The organism is Marinobacter psychrophilus, from assembly GCF_001043175.1.
Lineage (GTDB): Bacteria > Pseudomonadota > Gammaproteobacteria > Pseudomonadales > Oleiphilaceae > Marinobacter > Marinobacter psychrophilus.
This window is the reverse complement of record NZ_CP011494.1, coordinates 2,164,229-2,181,308: the sequence shown is the minus strand read 5'-3', so window position 1 is coordinate 2,181,308 and position 17,080 is coordinate 2,164,229. Positions and strand designations below refer to the sequence as shown.

Genomic DNA, 17,080 nt, shown 5'->3' with positions numbered 1-17,080 from the left:
ATACTGCGCATGGCTAGAGCTCTACACCAAAGGCGCGAGTTACCCGCAACGCACTGTTTACGCCGTCTTCGTGGAAACCGTTGAACCAGTAGGCACCGCAGAAGTGGCTGCGGTTCTGGTTACCGATGTCATCGTAGCGTTTTTGCGCCGCGACAGCCTCCAGGGTGAACACCGGATGAGCATACTCAAACTTTTTAATGATCTTGTCGGGCGCTATGTCGTGGCTACGATTCAGGGTAACGCAAAACGTCTCTTCCGCGCTGTGGAAATTCTGCAGAACATTCATGTTGTAGGTTACCGACACCGGCTCGTGACTACTCGCGGGGATCAGATAGTTCCATGCCGCCCAAGCCCGGCGATTCGATGGCAGCACACTGGCGTCTGTGTGCAATACCACATCGTTATTCTGGTACGCGATGGCGCCAAGGATTTGTTGTTCAGCGTCGGTGGGCTGCGCCAGCATGGCCAGCGCCTGGTTGCTGTGGCAGGCAAACACAACTTGGTCAAAACGTTGCTCTTCGCCTGCGCGCACCACGGTAACGCCGTCTGCGTCACGTTTCACTTGCTGCACCGGGCTATTCAACCGTAGTCGGCCGTCCAGGCGGTCCATCATTTTGCCCACATATTGTGCAGAACCGCCGGTTATCACCCGCCAGGTTGGCCGGTCATCAACCGACAACATGCCGTGATTGCTGAAAAATTGCAGAAAGAAGCGTATCGGGAACCGCTCAAGTACCACCTCGGGCGCCGACCAAATAGCGGACCCCATAGGCACGATGTAGAACTGTCGGAAGTATGCCGAGTAGCCGTTGCGGTCCAGGTAGCTACTCAGGGTTTCGCTGTCGTCGATGCTTTGATCGGCCAACTGCTGCTGGGTTTCCTTGTTGAAACGCAAAATTTCGCGAATCATTTTCAGGAATCGAGGGTTTAACAGATTGCGGCGCTGGGCAAACAGAGTGTTCAGGTTCGTGCCGTTGTACTGAAGGCCCGTGCGGCGACTGTCGACACTGAAACTCATGTCGCTGACTTCTGACGCTACCCCTAATCGATCCATCAGCTTGATAAAGTTCGGATAGGTCCAGTCGTTGTAGACAATAAATCCGGTGTTTACCGGCCAGAATCGACCGCCCGAGGGGACTTGTTCGGTATTGGTGTGACCTCCAGCGTAATCCGCTGCCTCGAAAATTTCGATATCGTGGTGCTCTGCCAGCAGCCAGGCTGCTGTGAGGCCGGACACTCCGGCACCAATGACAGCAATTCGCTGACGCTGAAAACTCATTCAATATTCGCCTTATGCCGAGATTGTGTCAGGTTATTTGGAAGCGTTAGCGGCTGATTGCCGCGCCATGGCGGCTGCCATTCGGTCAACAACCGGTTGTGGCATTGCGCCCAAGAGCTTCATGGCCCAAGTGAACCGTTTGGGGAAGGCAATATCACGATGGCCTTTCTTCAAGCCGCTGACAATGCGCTCAGCGGCTTCTTCGGCGGTCACAATAAAGGGCATGGGAAAGTCATTGAGGTCGGTCAGGGGCGTTTTCACAAATCCAGGCGATACCACGACAACATCAATACCCTCTGGTGCCAAATCGGCTCGAAGGCAATGGCCCAAATAGCTGAGGGCCGCCTTGGAAGCACCATAGCCTTCCGCCCGTGTGAACGGCAGCCACCAGGCTGACGAGCTGACGATGACCAGAGTCGCTGGTTCGCCTGCGGCGCGAGCCCGTCGCAGCGCTGGCAATGCGATGTCCAGACTGCGGGCAGTACCCATCACATTGGTTATGATGTTGTTACCAATAACGTCGCTGCTGTAGTTAGCAATGTCGACATAGTCACAGGTGCCCGCGTTCAAAATGGCCATGTTTAGCGGGCCGTGGCTTTCTAAAACTGGCGCAATTATCACCAGGTCATCGCTACTGGTGGTGTCAGCGGTAGCCACACTGATACGGTCTGAAGCCAACTGTTGTAGGCTTTGCAGGGGCTCCGGGCGACGGCCGGTGAGTACCAACTTATGGCCGTCGGCCACAAGCGCACGGGTTAGTGCCTCGCCAATGCCGGAGCTTGCGCCTGTAAGCCAGATATTACTGCTTTTTTGAAGCACCTTTTTCATCCGGCGTGTTCCTTGATCTTGCGAATAATACCGCCCAGCAGTGGCAAATTTTCATAGAGCATCTGGCCGGCATCGAAGTAATCGCGATGATAATTAACTTTGCCACAGTCAATGTGTAAATGGCTGATGCCTTCTACTTGAATTTCTCTGCGCCCATTGATGCGCTTGTGGCGCAGATACATAGTCCAGGGAAGGGTAACGGTGCCTTCGTCAACGACTTCTCGACCAAATACAAAGTGGGAGGCGATGACGTTCTGATACGAGCCCGCAAAATAACGAGTCAGCTCATCCAGACCACGAACTTCGCTCAGAGGATCTTTGAAGTGGATGTGCTCAGCATAAACTCCGGCTAGCTTGTTCAGGTTGCCTTTGTCCAATGTGTTAAACAACTCTCGAAAGCGATTAACAACGTGAGGCGTGGCCGCATATTGTGAGTCCACCTCGATTGTTGACGCGATGGTCATGACTGCATTCTCCTAATGGAATCCAACTTGCGAGTTTCTTCCTGAACGCTTTTCGGAATTGGGTTCAGATCCCAAATAATACCCAACCGGGCCAGTAACCACAGGCCATACCAGGTAATGTCGATTTCGTACCAGCGAAAACCTTGGCGAACAGACTGCGGCCAGCGATGGTGGTTGTTATGCCAACCCTCACCCAAAGTAAGCAATGCCAGCCAGAAGTTATTGCGGCTGTCGTCTCCGGTTTCGAAACGTCGCTTGCCCCACACATGCGACAGCGAGTTGATGGACACCGTAGCGTGAAACAGCACCACAGTAGAGATGAAAAAGCCCCAAACTAATAACTGGAAGCCATTCGTTCCCAGCCCGGGCGCCCAAGCTGCCAAGCCTTCACCTACTGCGTAAATCATCAGTGCCGCGATGGCCGGCACCAAAGCGTCGAACCTATTAATAAAGCGCAACTCGGGGAATTTCAACCAATCGCGCACTTTCCGTTCGTTCATAACAAAACCGGCGTCACACGTGAACCATCCTGCGTGTGCCCACCAAAAACCGCCTTGCTGGGGCGAGTGCAAGTCTTGCTCTTGGTCTGAATGCTGGTGATGATGACGATGATGTGCCGCCCACCAAAGGGGCCCGCGTTGCGCAGAACTGGCGCCTAAGACCCCGAAAATAAATTGGGTAGTTCTGCTTGTTTTAAACGTTTTGTGGGCAAAATAGCGGTGATAAAATCCAGTAATCGCAAACATCCGTATCCAGAAAAACGCCAGTGCAAACATCACAGCAAAAGTGCTGGTGCCGGTAAAATATACTAGGAGGCATGACAGGTGCAGGGCAATAAATGGTATAACGCGGACTAGGTTGAACGCCCGTGAATCACTGTCGAGGTTGTCCGCGCCTGCGTCGGAATCAAACCATCGAACGATATTTAGTAACCAATGTCGAACTGGGGTCATACCCTTTAAGCCTTTAATTACTGATGGAAATTGCACCACTATGTACCAGAACAACTCTTCTGACGAAACCGTGAGCACTATTAACGACACTATACGTTCTGTTGCCATTGTTGGTTCAGGCGTGGCGGGCTTGACCGCAGGCGTTTTGCTCAAGGCTCAAGGGCACACTGTGACCCTTTTCGAGAAAAGCCGTGGCCCCGGTGGCCGGATGTCTACAAAACGGGTGGCCGGCACATCAGTGGACATGGGCGGCCAGTACTTTACAACGCGGAATCCGGATTTTCTGCCGTTTCTACGTCGGCATGCCGGCGAGCAAACTGTTGTTCCCTGGCACGGGCTGCTTGGCTATCAGCAGGATAACGGCGACTGGTCAGAGTTTCCCACCGAGCAACGTTACGTCGGTGCACCCAGAATGACCGCCATTACCCGAGGCTTGTCTGCAGGCTTGAATGTTCAGGCGCAGACCCGGGTAGCAAGGCTACACCGTGACTCGCAGGTAAAAAAATGGCATCTGCAGGACGCTGATGGCCAGAATCTGGGCGCATTTGACCAAGTTATTATCACCGCACCGCCGGCTCAGGCTCGTGAGCTGCTGGCAGACAGTAGCGCGGCGCAACTTGCCATCGAACTGAACACGGCGGTGGCACAGATTTTACCGTGTTGGGCGGTAGCAGTGAAGTTCAGCACTAACCCCTGGCCGCGCTTCCAGGGTGCCCGAGTCGCCAATTCACCCCTGTTCTGGGTAGCGGATAACACCAGCAAGCCGGGTCGCGAGAACGCATCTGATGAACCTGCTGCGGGCCATTGGTGGGTGCTGCATGCAACTCCCGAGTGGACAAATGCCCACGTAGATGACGACCCCCAGCAAGTGGTAGACGCCTTAATAGCGGCTTTTGCCGAACTGAGCGGTAACGCTGAACCGGCGCTTGAAACCTTAACCCACCGCTGGCTTTACGCCCGTTCGGATGCCGGTGGCGAACCTCAGCCTGGCCACCTCTGGTTTGCCAGCGAGCAACTTGGGCTGGCCGGTGATTGGCTGGCAGGTGGGCGCATAGAAGGCGCCTACAACAGCGCCGTGGGCCTGGTGGATGCTATCGGTGGATCGGAGCAGGCGTAAACGGCCGCGTGTAAAAATGGGTGATGATGCCGTCGCCAAACTTACTGAAAAAAGCGCTGACGTCGGTGATTTTCTGCAGCGACCTGCGTCGGTTGACGGGGTTGCGCATAAGCACCTTTATGCCGTTGAAATTATCCTGAATATTGGAAAAACGTGTATACATCGAACAGGTCACCACATTGGCCGGGTTTAGCGCCAGCTGCCCGGCCAGCCAGTGGCTGTGTTGGGCGATGGCGTCTGGGTTCAGATCTTCCCGGGTATCCAAGTGTTGCAGTTTTACCCGGTTCACGATGCAGAATGAAAAGCTTTCTGGCTGGCGTCGCGCCACTTTACGAAACGCTTCCCAAAAGAAGTTGTCCGTTAGCTCCGCAAACCACTGCATATTGCTCAGACATGTATCAATCCAGTGGAAACTTTCTTCATCATCCAATACTTCGTTGATGGCCTCGCGCAGCAGCCAGTCAAAACCCAGCGCTGTTTTGTGGGCATACACCTTGCGATACATCTGATAACGGCTGTAAACGAAATCCTCCAGTGCGCCCAAGCCCTTCTGGGTGATGGCCAGTCCTAGCCACGGCTCATGGGGGTTCCAGCCAAAGCGCAGGTTGCTCAACAGGTGGTCCAGATTAAAGCCGCCAATGGTGACAGACGAGTGAAAACCATCTCGCAGCATGTAATCGGCTCTGTCAGCATCGATTTCGCCGGATACGATAGACGACAGCAAGTTCATGACCATTCCTGGAATATCGTTTTCCACAATGGCACCGCCGTGAGCATCAGCCCCGGCGATAAATTCCCAAAAAGTCACTGCGTGCTTGCAGAAAGTAGGGCTTGGCTTTACTTCTGTGGTTTCCATAATGCCAATAACGTCGACCGCGTTCAGCCCGGCGGCGGCCAAATCTATTGCGCTCAGAACATCGTGCGCCACGCGCACGGAATAATGCTCGTGCTCCAGTTCCTCCGGTGGCTGCGGGTGGTACTGACGAAAGTCCACATCGGCCCACAAATCCTCAAATCTTCCTGGCCGCGACATCAGTTCGCGAATGTGCCGAGCTTGGGTGAACTGGTGAGAAAAGCTGGAGTGACCGCTGTCGTGAAGCAGGCAGCCCAAGCGAATGGTCTTGGCTAGATAGTCGATAGCGTCAAGTTGGCTCAGGTTCAGGTCGGTTTGTTCACTGAGTTGGCGCTCGCGCAGATAGGCGTCGATCATCGCACGGAACATGCGTGTGCCCACGTGCATCACACCAATGCTGTGTAAGAATCGCGAGTGGGTGGCGCCGGGAAACACCAGGCTGAGAATGTCGTTCTGGCAGATATTGCGCAGGCGCTGGAACAGTGGGTGGTCTATCACCTCTATTTCATGACGGTACAGGGGAATGGCCCCGTGAACCGGATCCATAATCAGTTTGTCGTAGGCTCCGAGCAAGTCGTTTACGGCGCGCCTCATAATCGGCTTTCCCTAAAATTGATGATACTCTTGGCTTGGTGATGATTTCGTAATGATTTTGTAATCGTCTCGTATCGGTTTTTGTACCGGTTGTTATATCACAGAGGACTGTCAGAATAAGCCTTGTATTCTCTGTTTTCCGCTTCTCGTCAGTCGTTTAAGGCAGCTGCCATGGTTTCGCGTACTCAGCGCATTCTGATCATTGATTCTGACGCAAATGCACGTGCTGAACTGTCCCGTTATTTGGAAGTTCGCGGCTTTTACGCGTTGGGTTATTCAACTCCGTCAGCGGCCATTGAGCTTTACGATGGGCCAGCACCGGACATCATATTTGCAGATTTACCGTCAGACGCCATTCGGGACGTGGCAAACCACCTCGAAAACAGCGAATATTTTATACCGATTGTGGCCTGTGCTGAACAGGCCACAGGTGCTGATGTTGTAGCGGTCATGCGAGCCGGTGCTTCAGATTTCCTGCTAAAACCCTGCAGTTCAGACCGTAACGCTCTGGACGATGTCATTGCAAAGCTGCTTGAGCGAGCACGAATCAATCGCTTGAATCAGCTATACCGTCAAGAGCTGGAAGATGCCAATCGGGAGTTGCGATCGGGTATGTCCGAGCTCAGCGCGGATCACCGGGCCGGCCGTAAAGTGCAGATGAAAATGTTGCCAGAACACAACATGGAAGTGAACGGCGTGGTTATTGATCATCTGATCAAGCCATCATTGTTTCTGAGCGGCGATTTTCTGGACTATTTCAAGTTAACCGATGACAAAGTTATGGTGTACATCGCAGATGTGTCTGGCCACGGTGCCAGCTCTGCGTTTGTTACAGTATTACTGAAGAATCTGACGAGCAGGCTGCGGCGTGACTTAAGGCGCGGGTTTAATGATGAAATCATGCACCCTGAGCTCTTCTTACAACGTATAAACTCAGAGCTTTTGGATACCGGCTTAGGCAAACACGTCACTATTTTCATGGGCATCATTGACCTGAAAACACGGGTTTTGAGCTACACGGTAGGTGCTCATCTCCCGATGCCTATTATCGCGTTTGAAGATCAGCCGGCAAGATTTTTGGAAGGTAGCGGGCTCCCCGTCGGGCTGTTTGAAGAGCCGGAATGGCAGGTACTTGAGCTGGCGTTGACGGCGCCGTTCCGGTTGCTAATGTTTTCAGACGGTATCCTGGAGGTCATACCGGCTAAAAGCCTGGATGAAAAGGAACGAACACTACTTGAACTCGTATCGGGAGGTCGTCACACTATCGCCTCTTTGAGCGAGGCTTTGAATCTCGATGAAATGACGGAATTACCCGACGATATCGCTATGGTGTCGGTCACTGATGTGTTGAGTGATTCAGAAAGCCCGTCGTCCTAAACAGTGGCAGTATGGAAAATGGCTGGTTATAAAATTCTGCAAGCGGAAGAAAAAGGCATTTATGTCTTGAGGTTTGTTGGTGAAATACGCCTAAATCTGTGCTCGACGCTGGACAACTTGGTTGAATCCATTACTCAGGATCCCAATTTCAGAACCGTGGTCATCGATTTGTCTGAAACGGAAGTCATCGACAGCACAACTCTGGGACTTTTGGCAAAAATAGCATTGGCTGCCAAAAAACAGAGCGGATGCACGCCCAGCCTGATTTCCACCCACCCGGATATCACACGCATCATCGTTTCGATGGGTTTCGACAGTATTTTTATTATTGTCAGCGAGCCGGTCTCCAGCATGGAGCGCCTGGAAGAAATTCCGGAGTTGAAGGCGAGTGAACAACAGGTTCGCGACAAAGTACTGGAAGCCCATAAAATACTGATGAGTATGAACAGTCACAATCGGGAAGAATTCAAGAATCTGGTTCACGCCCTGGAATGCCAAGAAACCGGCTGAGCGAAAAACGGAATGATCATTCCTGCAAAGTGAAAAAACCTATGTCCGAAAACACAGCAGCGCCCGAGCAGGGCAACTCTTCCAGTCTGCCGGTCTGCCATGACGTAGCGGTGCTCGGCGGCGGCAGTTTCGGTACAGCCATGGTCAAGGTGCTGGCTGAAAATGGCCATAGGGTACATTTTTGGATGCGTGACCAAGCTCAAGCCGACAGCATCCGCGAAACCGGTCAAAATGAGCGCTACATGCCCGGCATTGCGCTGGCAGGTGATATAGAACCCACTACAGATTTTCCCGGCGCAGTTGCCAGCGCTGAAATTGTCTTTGTTGCAATTCCATCAAAAGCCTTTCGTGACGTTATTCACCAGCACGCCGATTGTTTCCGCGATGGCCAGATAGTCGTTAGCCTGACTAAAGGTATTGAAGCCCAGGGTTTCAAGCTAATGAGCGAGATACTGCAGGATGAAATTCCTCAATGCCGTATTGGTGTGCTCAGCGGCCCCAATTTGGCAGCGGAGATTGTAAATCGTGATCTGACCGCCACCGTCATAGCCTCAGAAGACCCAGAAGTGCGCGCCTGCGTTCAAAATCTGCTGGGCTGTGAGTATTTTCGGGTTTACGCCAACGTGGATATGTACGGTGTGGAGCTGGCGGGTGCATTGAAAAATATTTATGCCATTGTCGCCGGGCTAGGCTCTGCTCTGGAGATGGGCGAAAACGCCAAAGCCATGCTGATTACACGTGGCATGGCGGAAATGAGCCGCTTTGCAGTCAGTTTGGGGGCCAATCCTATGACCTTCCTGGGGCTTGCCGGCGTTGGTGATCTGATTGTGACCTGCACATCCGCTAAAAGCCGGAATTTCCGTATTGGTTACGCCATTGGCAAAGGCAAGCCGCTTGATGAAGCCGCGGCGGAGCTGGGGCAGGTTGCAGAGGGCATTTACACTTTGAAACTGGTGCGCGAAAAATCCGAGGCCATGGGTATTCAAATGCCGCTGGTGCACGGCTTACACGAAATTCTATATGGCAATGCGTCTGTAAAGGCTGTTATCAGCGGCTTGATGACGGCCGCGCAGAACTCCGATGTGGAGTTTATCCTGCCGCGCACCATTGTTTAATCGCGGCCTAATAGCGATCCAATATCGACGTTTTTAAAGTTAATCATGCGGTTAGAGGTTATTGATGAAGCTTCTTATAATGCGCCACGGCGAAGCGGGCCGGCACGCACAGGATGACCAGCGCGAGCTTACCGATGCGGGCAGGCAACAGGTTGCCCGAGTAGCTGCCCAGCTAGCGGAAAGTGATAGCCGCCCTGAGCTTATATGGTGTAGCCCCTTGGTGCGTGCCCGGCAAACCGCTGCGATAGTGGCTGAAATATTGAATTGTCCGGTTGAAGAAAAGCTGTTCATTACGCCAGACGACGATCCTGCTCATTGCCTGGGCGCCTTACTGGCCAATACGGCTTCACCGTTATTGCTGGTATCGCACATGCCATTGGTAGGCGTGCTCACCAGCCTGTTGACAGAAGGCGACAGGCGTGGCGCAGCGTTCATGACAGCCCAGGCCGTGCTGCTGGATATGGCCACTGTCGGCCCCGGCTGCGCTGACCTGAAAACCTGTTTTTCACCTGACCTTTACCGCAACGACCCGTCAAGGGAGGTGTCTATGAGCCAACAGTCGATAGATCTGGAGCCGCTCACAAAGTCTGTTCCTGCCAAAGGTTTACCGCCACTTCAAGACTGGCACCCGCCGCTCTCCGGCGATATGGAAATGCGCATAGATCGTAGCTGTCAATGGTGGTTCAAAGGAAATCTTATAGGGCGCGAGGCGCTGGTGAAGCTGTTTTCCAGCATATTACGGCTAGAAGACGACGGCGAGTATTACCTGATTTCACCGGTCGAGAAATGGCGCATTCAAGTGGACGACACACCGCTGTTGGCTCATTCGTTAACGGTGAGCGGGCAGGGCGAACAACAAACGTTAACGCTAACCACCAATGTCGGAGAAATCCTCAGTATTGGCGCCGACCACCCGCTGCAAATCGAGACCTACGGGGAAACCGGTGAGCCCCGACCGTTGATAGCGGTGCGCCATGGTGTGCACGCACGACTGGTGACGGCGGCTTACTACGAATTGGCGGATTTGGCCGTTGAGCGTATAGTGGATGGAGAATCCATGGTTGGTGTGTTCAGCAAAGGAAATTTCTTTAAATTGACAGGCAACGGTTGAAAACTCTACCTGCGCCCCAAAAAATGACGAGTATCGCGGTTTAGTCGTTGTTAAGCTGGGTACACATGAATTCAATACAGTCATTTAAGACAAGCAAGGAGATCACATGGCACAACCCCGCGTTGTATCCATCCACTACACTCTCACCAATGACCAGGGAGAAGAACTGGATTCCTCCCGCGTAGAAGGTCGGGAGCCGCTGTCTTACCTGGAAGGCGCACAGAACATCATCGGTGGGCTGGAAAGCGCACTGAATGAAAAAACCGTCGGTGACGCCATGAAAGTAACAGTGGCCCCTACTGAAGCTTATGGCGAAAAGAACGACGAGCTGGTTCAGCCGGTTCCTCTCAGCGCATTCGAAGGCGTAGAGTCTATTGAACCGGGTATGCAGTTCCAGGCAGAGACGCCGAATGGCCCTCAGGTGGTACGCGTCATTGAAGTAGGTGACGAAACCGTCACTATTGATGCCAACCATCCCCTGGCTGGCGAGACCCTGCACTTTGATGTTGAAGTTGTTGAAGTTCGCGACGCAACAGACGAAGAACAGGAACACGGCCACATTAACTGATCTATTGTGAACTGTGCGTAAAAAAGGCTCCCGAGGGAGCCTTTTTTTTGCCTGATACTATTACATGTTCGGGTAGTTTGGACCGCCGCCGCCTGCTGGCGTTACCCAAGTAATATTTTGGGACGGGTCTTTAATGTCGCAGGTTTTGCAGTGTACGCAGTTCTGCGCGTTAATCTGGAAGCGTTTGCCGCTGCCATCTTCCGCTGCAACCACCTCATACACGCCTGCAGGACAATACCGCTGAGCCGCTTCGTTGTACTTCGGCAAATTGTGCTCTATCGGGATGCTTGGATCTTTCAGCTGCAAGTGAACTGGCTGATCTTCTTCATGGTTGGTGTTAGAGATAAACACCGACGTCAACTTGTCGAAGGTCAGTCGATTGTCCGGTTTCGGATAGCTGATCGACTTGCAGTCAGCAGCCAGTTTCATCGTATTGTGATCGGCCACAGTGTCGTGCAACGTGAAAGGCAAGCTGCGGCCTAGAATATTCTGCTCCAGATACGCCAAGCCACCGCCAATGATCGGGCCAAATTTGTGAATACTTGGGCCGAAGTTACGGTCTTTATAGAGCTCTTTATAGAGCCAGCTGTCTTTGAAACGGTCTTCAAAGCTGGTGATTTCCTCACCGCTTTTACCTGCATTCAGCGCTTCAAATACCGCTTCTGCGCCTATCATTCCAGATTTCATGGCCGTGTGAGAGCCCTTAATCTTGGAGAAGGTCAGGGTTCCGGCGTTACAACCCAGTAGCAGGCCTCCTGGGAAACTCATTTTGGGAAGGCAATTAAAGCCGCCCTTGGTGATGGACCGGGCGCCGTAAGACACGCGCTTGCCGCCTTCCAGATGCTTTTTGATTTCCGGATGGTGTTTGATCCGCTGCATTTCATCAAACGGGCTCAGGTGAGGGTTGCTGTAGTTCAAATCGGTAATCAGGCCCACATACACCTGGCCACCCTCAAGGTGATACAGGAAGGAACCGCCGGTAGAGTTACTTTCACTCAATGGCCAGCCCGTGGTGTGCACGACCAGGCCCGGTTCGTGTTTGGCTGGATCTATGTCCCACAGCTCTTTAATGCCAAGACCGTAGTGCTGGGGATCCTTGCCAGCGTCTAGTTTGAATTCGTTGATCAACCGTTTGCCCAAGTGACCACGGCTACCTTCTGTGAACAAGGTATATTTAGCGCGCAGCTCCATTCCGGGCATGTAACTGTCTTTATGGCTGCCATCACGGGCGACGCCCATATCACCGGTAATAATGCCTTTCACCTGGCCGTCTTCAACAATTGTTTCCGAAGCCGCGAAACCGGGATAGACCTCAACACCGAGCTCTTCGGCACGCTCACCCAGCCAGCGGCAAAAATTACCCAAGCTAATAATGTAGTTGCCGTGGTTGTGCATATTCTTTGGCACAAAAGCATTGGGTATCTTTGTGGCCTTTTCCTGATCTTTAAGCAGGAAAATATCATCACGGGTGACCGGAGTGTTCAACGGTGCGCCCAGCTCCTTCCAATTTGGAAATAGCTCGTTCAAAGCGGTTGGCTCAAAAACGGTACCGGCCAAGATATGGGCGCCGATTTCGGAGCCTTTTTCCACCACGCAAACCGTTAATTCCTGGCTTGCATCCTGGGCGAGTTGCATTAGGCGGCAGGCCGCCGAAAGGCCAGCAGGACCACCACCGACGATCAGGACATCAAACTCCATCGATTCGCGTTCCACGTTAGTCTCCTCAACCATATTTTTTAAATGTTGGACAGTCACGACTGAACCGGGCTATTCAAAATCTGTGCGCTATTATACGTGTAAAAAACCCTGCAGACGACTGCGTGCTGCTAAAGTTAAGCTTGCGTTATATGTATGGTAACTCTTATTGCGTCTTTCTGGTACGCTAAACAAACGTTTGTTTTAATTGATTTGTGGGGATTTTCTCCCTGTTCTCAAGCCGCTACGGCTGTGTCGGCATGACCTAAACGGCGCCATTTGTATTGACCCGCTTTCGCTTTATCGGCAGAATCGATTCACTCTTGCAGCAAATAGTTCCATTGAATTTGCTGATACGTCTTTAAACACATCGTAGAAGAACGAGGAATCTATGAAGGTTCTGGTTGCTGTAAAACGAGTAGTTGACTACAACGTAAAAGTGCGTGTAAAGCCGGACAACTCTGGTGTTGATCTCGCTAACGTCAAAATGGCAATGAACCCATTCTGCGAAATCGCTGTTGAAGAAGCGGTTCGGCTAAAAGAAAAGGGTGTTGTGAACGAGATTGTGGTGGTTTCTATTGGCCCGAAGGCTTGTCAGGAGCAGATTCGCACCGCTCTGGCATTGGGCGCGGACCGTGGCATCCACGTTGAAACAGACGCAGAAATTCAATCTTTGCAGGTTGCCAAGCTGTTAAAAGCTGTGGCTGATAAAGAGCAACCCAATCTGATCATTCTGGGTAAGCAGGCCATCGACTCAGACAACAACCAGACTGGCCAGATGTTGGCCGCGCTGGCAGGTATGAGCTTAGGCACATTCGCGTCTGAAGTTGTGATCGACGGTGACAAAGTAAACGTAACTCGTGAAGTAGATGGCGGCATGATGACCGTTTCACTGACCTTGCCCGCGGTTGTTACCACGGACTTGCGTTTGAACGAACCGCGTTACGCGTCGTTGCCTAACATTATGAAAGCAAAAAAGAAGCCTCTAGAGTCTATTAGCCCGGCCGATCTGGGTGTTGATGTCACTCCGCGCCTGACAACTGTCAACGTGGAAGCCCCGGCTTCACGCCAGGCCGGTATCAAAGTGGCAGACGTGGCAGAGCTGGTTAACAAATTGAAGAACGAAGCGAAGGTGATCTGATGAGCATCCTTGTAATTGCTGAACATGACAACAGCAGCCTGAAGCAGGCGACCCTGAGTGTTATTGCAGCCGCCAAGGTTATCGGTGGCAACATCGATGTGTTGGTCGCTGGTGAAAACGTGGGCACCGTTGCGGAAGCCGCAGCAAAAGCTGACGGTGTTAATAAGGTGATGGTTGCTGATAACGCGGTTTATGGCCATTTTTTGGGTGAAAACCTGAGCCAGTTGATTGTTGAGCTGGCCGAGGGTTACACCCACATCCTGGCAGCTGCCGGCAGCACGGGCAAAGACACCATGCCCCGCGTAGCGGCATTGCTGGATGTGGCCCAGATTTCTGACATCATTCGAGTTGAAGCCCCAGACACTTTTGTTCGCCCGATTTATGCGGGTAACGCCATCGCCACTATAAAATCCAGCGATAGCGTTAAGGTGATCACCGTGCGCCCAACCGGCTTCGACCCGGTAGCAGCAGAAGGTGGCTCCGCATCGGTGGAACAGTTGGTCGTGGTAAAAGATGCAGGTTTGTCCACGTTTGTCAGTGAGCAAAAAGCGAAATCGGACCGCCCTGAGCTTGCTAGTGCCGGGATTGTCGTCTCTGGTGGTCGCGGCATGCAGAACGGCGAAAACTTCAAAATGCTGGAGCAGATCGCCGACTTGATGGGTGCCGCTGTCGGAGCATCTCGAGCCGCTGTTGACGCCGGCTTCGTGCCCAACGATATGCAGGTAGGGCAAACCGGAAAAATCGTTGCGCCACAGCTGTATATTGCCGTTGGTATCTCGGGTGCCATTCAGCATCTGGCGGGTATGTCTGACTCTAAAGTGATCGTTGCGATCAACAAGGACGAAGAAGCACCTATCTTCCAGGTAGCAGACTACGGCCTGGTTGCAGATCTTTTTGAAGCAATACCGAAACTTGAAGAAGAACTTAAGAAAGCGTAATAAAGTATTGTTTCTATTGAAAAAGGCACCTTATTGGTGCCTTTTTTTATGAAGTTACATTTAAAAACGCAGGTAGAAAAGTGATGAGTGCAAGTAAACAGCCCCCTTACGATCTGTTGGTGTTCGGCGCAACCAGTTTTGTCGGTCAGATTCTGACTCAGTATTTGTACGACACCCATGGCGTGGGTGGTGATGTTTCCTGGGCCATAGCCGGCCGCTCACAGTCAAAGCTTGAAACACTCAGAAACCAGCTGGGGACAGGCGCTGCCGATTTGCCGTTACTGGTCGCCGATGCTACCGACGAGCCAGCGCTGCAAGCATTGTGTATGCGCACCCGGGTTATTATTTCTACGGTCGGCCCTTATGCGATTTATGGCGAACCACTGATCAAAGCCTGCGTCGAAACCGGCACTGACTACTGTGACCTTACCGGCGAAGTACAATGGATCGGCAAAATGGTGTCGCGCTATGAAGCGGCGGCGAAAGAATCCGGTGCACGCATCGTTCATTGCTGTGGTTTCGACTCTATACCGTCAGACATGGGCGTCTGGTTCCTTCAGCAACAGGCAGAGAGCGCTTTTGGCAGGGTGTGCCTGGATGTGCGTATGCGCTTGAAAGCGGCCAAGGGAACGCTCTCCGGCGGCACAGTCGCGTCAATGATCAACATCGCCAAGGAAATGGCCGCCGATCCCGAACTGCGACGCTCTATGGCGAACCCGTTCTCCATCAGCCCCGCTGGCCATCGGTCAAAAACTCGCCAGCCTTCGCTCAAAGGCCCGGGGTTTGATAAAACCCTGAACAGCTGGCTGGCACCGTTTGTGATGGGCGCCATCAACACTCGCGTTATTCACCGCTCTAACGCTCTGCAAGATACACGCTACGGCCAGGAATTCACTTACGACGAAGCCGTTATGACCGGCCGCGGTGTGAAGGGCCGGTTGGCTGCTTACGGCATAACCGCAGCGTTGGCAGGGTTTTTCATGGGTTCTGCGGTGAAACCAACGCGCTGGGCTATTGAAAAATTCGTGCCACAGCCAGGAGAAGGTCCAAGCCCGGAGGCCCAGCAGACCGGGTTTTTTGACATGCGATTCGTGGGAAAAACAGATGACGGGCGTACGATCATTACCCAAGTTAAAGGCGATCGTGATCCGGGTTACGGCGCCACCAGCCGCATGATCGGCGAAGCAGCAACGTGCCTGGCATTTGACGTTCCAAAAAATCGGGACGGTGGTTTCTGGACCCCGGCATCCTTGCTAGGCCAGCCACTGCTGGAACGTTTAACCAGACGTGCCGGTTTGAGCTTTAACGTACTGGAAACCCGCTAAAGCGGGGCTCCAGTCAACGGCATGTTGCTGTCCTACCAGAGATTCTCGTAAAGCGCGGCGATCTGCTGTGCCGTTGGCACTCGCGGATTGTTGCCGGGGGACCCCGACGCCAAAGCCTGTTGAGCCATTGTCGGTATTAACTCAAAGAATTTGGCGCGATCAATTCCAAAGCCGCCAGGGGTGGGTACCTGAAGCTCTTCATTGAGCGCATAGAGTTCTTTGAGCAGTTTCTGATTAGCGCTGTCGGTGGTGTCGGCCTCGTCAGCAACGCCCATGGCTCGAGCGCAGTCTGCGTAGCGTTCGGGCGCTGAGGGGATGGAAAACTCGGTAATGGTTGGTAACAGCATCGCGTTCGATAAACCGTGCGGCACATGAAACGCAGCGCCGATAGGGCGGCTCATGCCATGCACCAACGCTACGGACGCCGCCGAAAATGCGATGCCCGCCAAGGTTGAACCCAGCATCATGGCCTCACGGGCCGGTTTGTTGGTGCCGTCTTTATAGCTGGTACGCAGATTGGGTCCCAGCAAGCGCATGGCGGCCAACGCCTGGGAGTCGCTGTACAAATTCGCTTTCTGACTGACGTAAGACTCCATCGCGTGAGTCAGAGCGTCTATGCCGGTATCGGCGGTGGTTCGGGCAGGCACGGTCAGAGTCAGGTTGTAGTCCACCAGCGCCGCAACTGGCATAAAGCCAATGCCCACACAGAGCATTTTTTCATCACTGGTCTCATCCGTGATGATGGTAAAGCGGGTGGCTTCCGAACCTGTACCGGCGGTGGTTGGCACCGCAATTACTGGAATACCGCTTTCATTGACGATGCGCGGAAATTTGTAATCGCTCATTACCCCACCGAAGCGGGCTAATATCGAAATCGCTTTGGCGCTGTCAATCGGACTGCCACCGCCCAGGGCGACAATGCAATCGTAATCGCCGTTGCGAACCTGCTCAACGCCGGCTTGAATAGAGCCCACTGTAGGTTCCGGGACGGTATCGCTAAACACATCGGCACTGATCGAACGCTGCAACAGGCATGCCTTGAGCGATTCTGCATAGCCCAGTTCGACCATCATCCTGTCGGTAATAATCAGCGGCCGGCTGCAGTTAAGGCTGGCGAGCACATTGGGTAATTCTTCGCTGGCGCCGGCGCCAACCTGCAGAATGCGTGGAAGTATTATTTGCGAAGACATAGTAGATCCCGAAATTTTTATA

At 52.9% G+C, this 17,080-nt stretch carries 16 protein-coding genes; 9 read left to right on the top strand and 7 right to left on the bottom strand.

The window, feature by feature from the left end; all coding sequences use genetic code 11:
- Window positions 1-13 precede the first annotated feature (13 nt).
- The 4 genes from ABA45_RS09795 to ABA45_RS09780 are packed head-to-tail and all read right to left on the bottom strand — an operon-like array spanning window position 14 to window position 3,524.
- Window positions 14-1,279 carry an NAD(P)/FAD-dependent oxidoreductase gene (locus ABA45_RS09795; RefSeq protein ID WP_048385724.1) on the bottom strand — a complete coding sequence of 422 codons (1,266 nt, stop codon included), beginning with the start codon at window positions 1,277-1,279 and terminating at the stop codon, window positions 14-16.
- A 33-nt stretch (window positions 1,280-1,312) separates the two neighbouring features.
- A complete protein-coding gene (locus ABA45_RS09790; RefSeq protein ID WP_048385722.1) occupies window positions 1,313-2,107 on the bottom strand; it encodes an SDR family NAD(P)-dependent oxidoreductase in 795 nt (264 codons plus the stop codon).
- The gene (locus ABA45_RS09785; RefSeq protein WP_048385720.1) at window positions 2,104-2,571 is read right to left on the bottom strand and encodes a nuclear transport factor 2 family protein; all 468 of its coding nucleotides are present in this window, start codon (window positions 2,569-2,571) and stop codon (window positions 2,104-2,106) included. The genes ABA45_RS09790 and ABA45_RS09785 overlap by 4 nt, the downstream gene beginning before the upstream one ends.
- On the bottom strand, window positions 2,568-3,524 hold the full coding sequence (locus ABA45_RS09780; protein WP_048385718.1) for an acyl-CoA desaturase: 957 nt from the start codon (window positions 3,522-3,524) through the stop codon (window positions 2,568-2,570). The genes ABA45_RS09785 and ABA45_RS09780 overlap by 4 nt, the downstream gene beginning before the upstream one ends.
- Window positions 3,525-3,564: 40 nt before the next feature.
- Here ABA45_RS09780 and ABA45_RS09775 point away from each other — a divergent pair, with 40 nt between their 5' ends.
- Complete coding sequence (locus tag ABA45_RS09775; protein WP_048385716.1) at window positions 3,565-4,641, top strand: NAD(P)/FAD-dependent oxidoreductase; 1,077 nt, start codon at window positions 3,565-3,567, stop codon at window positions 4,639-4,641.
- Here the strand turns inward: ABA45_RS09775 and ABA45_RS09770 are convergent.
- The gene (locus ABA45_RS09770) at window positions 4,616-6,088 is read right to left on the bottom strand and encodes an HD domain-containing protein (RefSeq protein WP_048385714.1); all 1,473 of its coding nucleotides are present in this window, start codon (window positions 6,086-6,088) and stop codon (window positions 4,616-4,618) included. The genes ABA45_RS09775 and ABA45_RS09770 overlap by 26 nt on opposite strands.
- A gap of 171 nt (window positions 6,089-6,259) precedes the next feature.
- Here ABA45_RS09770 and ABA45_RS09765 point away from each other — a divergent pair, with 171 nt between their 5' ends.
- The 5 genes from ABA45_RS09765 to ABA45_RS09745 all read left to right on the top strand — a co-directional run bounded on the left by ABA45_RS09765 (window position 6,260) and on the right by ABA45_RS09745 (window position 10,769).
- Window positions 6,260-7,465, top strand: coding sequence for a PP2C family protein-serine/threonine phosphatase (locus ABA45_RS09765; RefSeq protein ID WP_048385712.1), 1,206 nt, complete (start codon window positions 6,260-6,262; stop codon window positions 7,463-7,465).
- Window positions 7,466-7,483: 18 nt separating this feature from the next.
- On the top strand, window positions 7,484-7,975 hold the full coding sequence (locus ABA45_RS09760; protein WP_014871361.1) for an STAS domain-containing protein: 492 nt from the start codon (window positions 7,484-7,486) through the stop codon (window positions 7,973-7,975).
- A 41-nt stretch (window positions 7,976-8,016) separates the two neighbouring features.
- Complete coding sequence (locus tag ABA45_RS09755) at window positions 8,017-9,090, top strand: NAD(P)H-dependent glycerol-3-phosphate dehydrogenase (RefSeq protein WP_048385710.1); 1,074 nt, start codon at window positions 8,017-8,019, stop codon at window positions 9,088-9,090.
- Window positions 9,091-9,154: 64 nt separating this feature from the next.
- Window positions 9,155-10,201 carry a phosphohistidine phosphatase SixA gene (gene sixA, locus ABA45_RS09750; RefSeq protein WP_048385708.1) on the top strand — a complete coding sequence of 349 codons (1,047 nt, stop codon included), beginning with the start codon at window positions 9,155-9,157 and terminating at the stop codon, window positions 10,199-10,201.
- Between the two features lie 106 nt (window positions 10,202-10,307).
- A complete protein-coding gene (locus ABA45_RS09745) occupies window positions 10,308-10,769 on the top strand; it encodes an FKBP-type peptidyl-prolyl cis-trans isomerase (RefSeq protein WP_048385706.1) in 462 nt (153 codons plus the stop codon).
- 60 nt (window positions 10,770-10,829) lie between these two features.
- On the opposite strand, the gene ABA45_RS09740 is transcribed toward ABA45_RS09745, so the two are convergent.
- Window positions 10,830-12,482 carry an electron transfer flavoprotein-ubiquinone oxidoreductase gene (locus tag ABA45_RS09740; protein ID WP_048385704.1) on the bottom strand — a complete coding sequence of 551 codons (1,653 nt, stop codon included), beginning with the start codon at window positions 12,480-12,482 and terminating at the stop codon, window positions 10,830-10,832.
- A 373-nt stretch (window positions 12,483-12,855) separates the two neighbouring features.
- Between ABA45_RS09740 and ABA45_RS09735 the strand changes: the two genes are divergently transcribed.
- From ABA45_RS09735 to ABA45_RS09725, 3 genes are all read left to right on the top strand, one after another.
- Window positions 12,856-13,605: an electron transfer flavoprotein subunit beta/FixA family protein gene (locus ABA45_RS09735; RefSeq protein WP_048385702.1), complete on the top strand. Its 750-nt coding sequence runs from the start codon at window positions 12,856-12,858 to the stop codon at window positions 13,603-13,605.
- Window positions 13,605-14,543: an electron transfer flavoprotein subunit alpha/FixB family protein gene (locus ABA45_RS09730; protein ID WP_048385700.1), complete on the top strand. Its 939-nt coding sequence runs from the start codon at window positions 13,605-13,607 to the stop codon at window positions 14,541-14,543. The genes ABA45_RS09735 and ABA45_RS09730 overlap by 1 nt, the downstream gene beginning before the upstream one ends.
- 83 nt (window positions 14,544-14,626) lie before the next feature.
- Window positions 14,627-15,868, top strand: a complete 1,242-nt coding sequence (locus ABA45_RS09725; RefSeq protein ID WP_048385698.1) for a saccharopine dehydrogenase family protein — start codon at window positions 14,627-14,629, stop codon at window positions 15,866-15,868.
- Between the two features lie 32 nt (window positions 15,869-15,900).
- On the opposite strand, the gene ABA45_RS09720 is transcribed toward ABA45_RS09725, so the two are convergent.
- The gene (locus ABA45_RS09720) at window positions 15,901-17,058 is read right to left on the bottom strand and encodes an iron-containing alcohol dehydrogenase (RefSeq protein ID WP_048385696.1); all 1,158 of its coding nucleotides are present in this window, start codon (window positions 17,056-17,058) and stop codon (window positions 15,901-15,903) included.
- Window positions 17,059-17,080 lie beyond the last annotated feature (22 nt).

Coding starts and splice junctions, on each gene's coding strand:
- ABA45_RS09795 (WP_048385724.1), bottom strand. CDS start 1,279: ATGAGTTTTCAGCGTCAGCGAATTGCTGTCATTGGTGCCGGAGTGTCC.
- ABA45_RS09790 (WP_048385722.1), bottom strand. CDS start 2,107: ATGAAAAAGGTGCTTCAAAAAAGCAGTAATATCTGGCTTACAGGCGCA.
- ABA45_RS09785 (WP_048385720.1), bottom strand. CDS start 2,571: ATGACCATCGCGTCAACAATCGAGGTGGACTCACAATATGCGGCCACG.
- ABA45_RS09780 (WP_048385718.1), bottom strand. CDS start 3,524: ATGACCCCAGTTCGACATTGGTTACTAAATATCGTTCGATGGTTTGAT.
- ABA45_RS09775 (WP_048385716.1), top strand. CDS start 3,565: ATGTACCAGAACAACTCTTCTGACGAAACCGTGAGCACTATTAACGAC.
- ABA45_RS09770 (WP_048385714.1), bottom strand. CDS start 6,088: ATGAGGCGCGCCGTAAACGACTTGCTCGGAGCCTACGACAAACTGATT.
- ABA45_RS09765 (WP_048385712.1), top strand. CDS start 6,260: ATGGTTTCGCGTACTCAGCGCATTCTGATCATTGATTCTGACGCAAAT.
- ABA45_RS09760 (WP_014871361.1), top strand. CDS start 7,484: ATGGCTGGTTATAAAATTCTGCAAGCGGAAGAAAAAGGCATTTATGTC.
- ABA45_RS09755 (WP_048385710.1), top strand. CDS start 8,017: ATGTCCGAAAACACAGCAGCGCCCGAGCAGGGCAACTCTTCCAGTCTG.
- sixA (WP_048385708.1), top strand. CDS start 9,155: ATGAAGCTTCTTATAATGCGCCACGGCGAAGCGGGCCGGCACGCACAG.
- ABA45_RS09745 (WP_048385706.1), top strand. CDS start 10,308: ATGGCACAACCCCGCGTTGTATCCATCCACTACACTCTCACCAATGAC.
- ABA45_RS09735 (WP_048385702.1), top strand. CDS start 12,856: ATGAAGGTTCTGGTTGCTGTAAAACGAGTAGTTGACTACAACGTAAAA.
- ABA45_RS09730 (WP_048385700.1), top strand. CDS start 13,605: ATGAGCATCCTTGTAATTGCTGAACATGACAACAGCAGCCTGAAGCAG.
- ABA45_RS09725 (WP_048385698.1), top strand. CDS start 14,627: ATGAGTGCAAGTAAACAGCCCCCTTACGATCTGTTGGTGTTCGGCGCA.
- ABA45_RS09720 (WP_048385696.1), bottom strand. CDS start 17,058: ATGTCTTCGCAAATAATACTTCCACGCATTCTGCAGGTTGGCGCCGGC.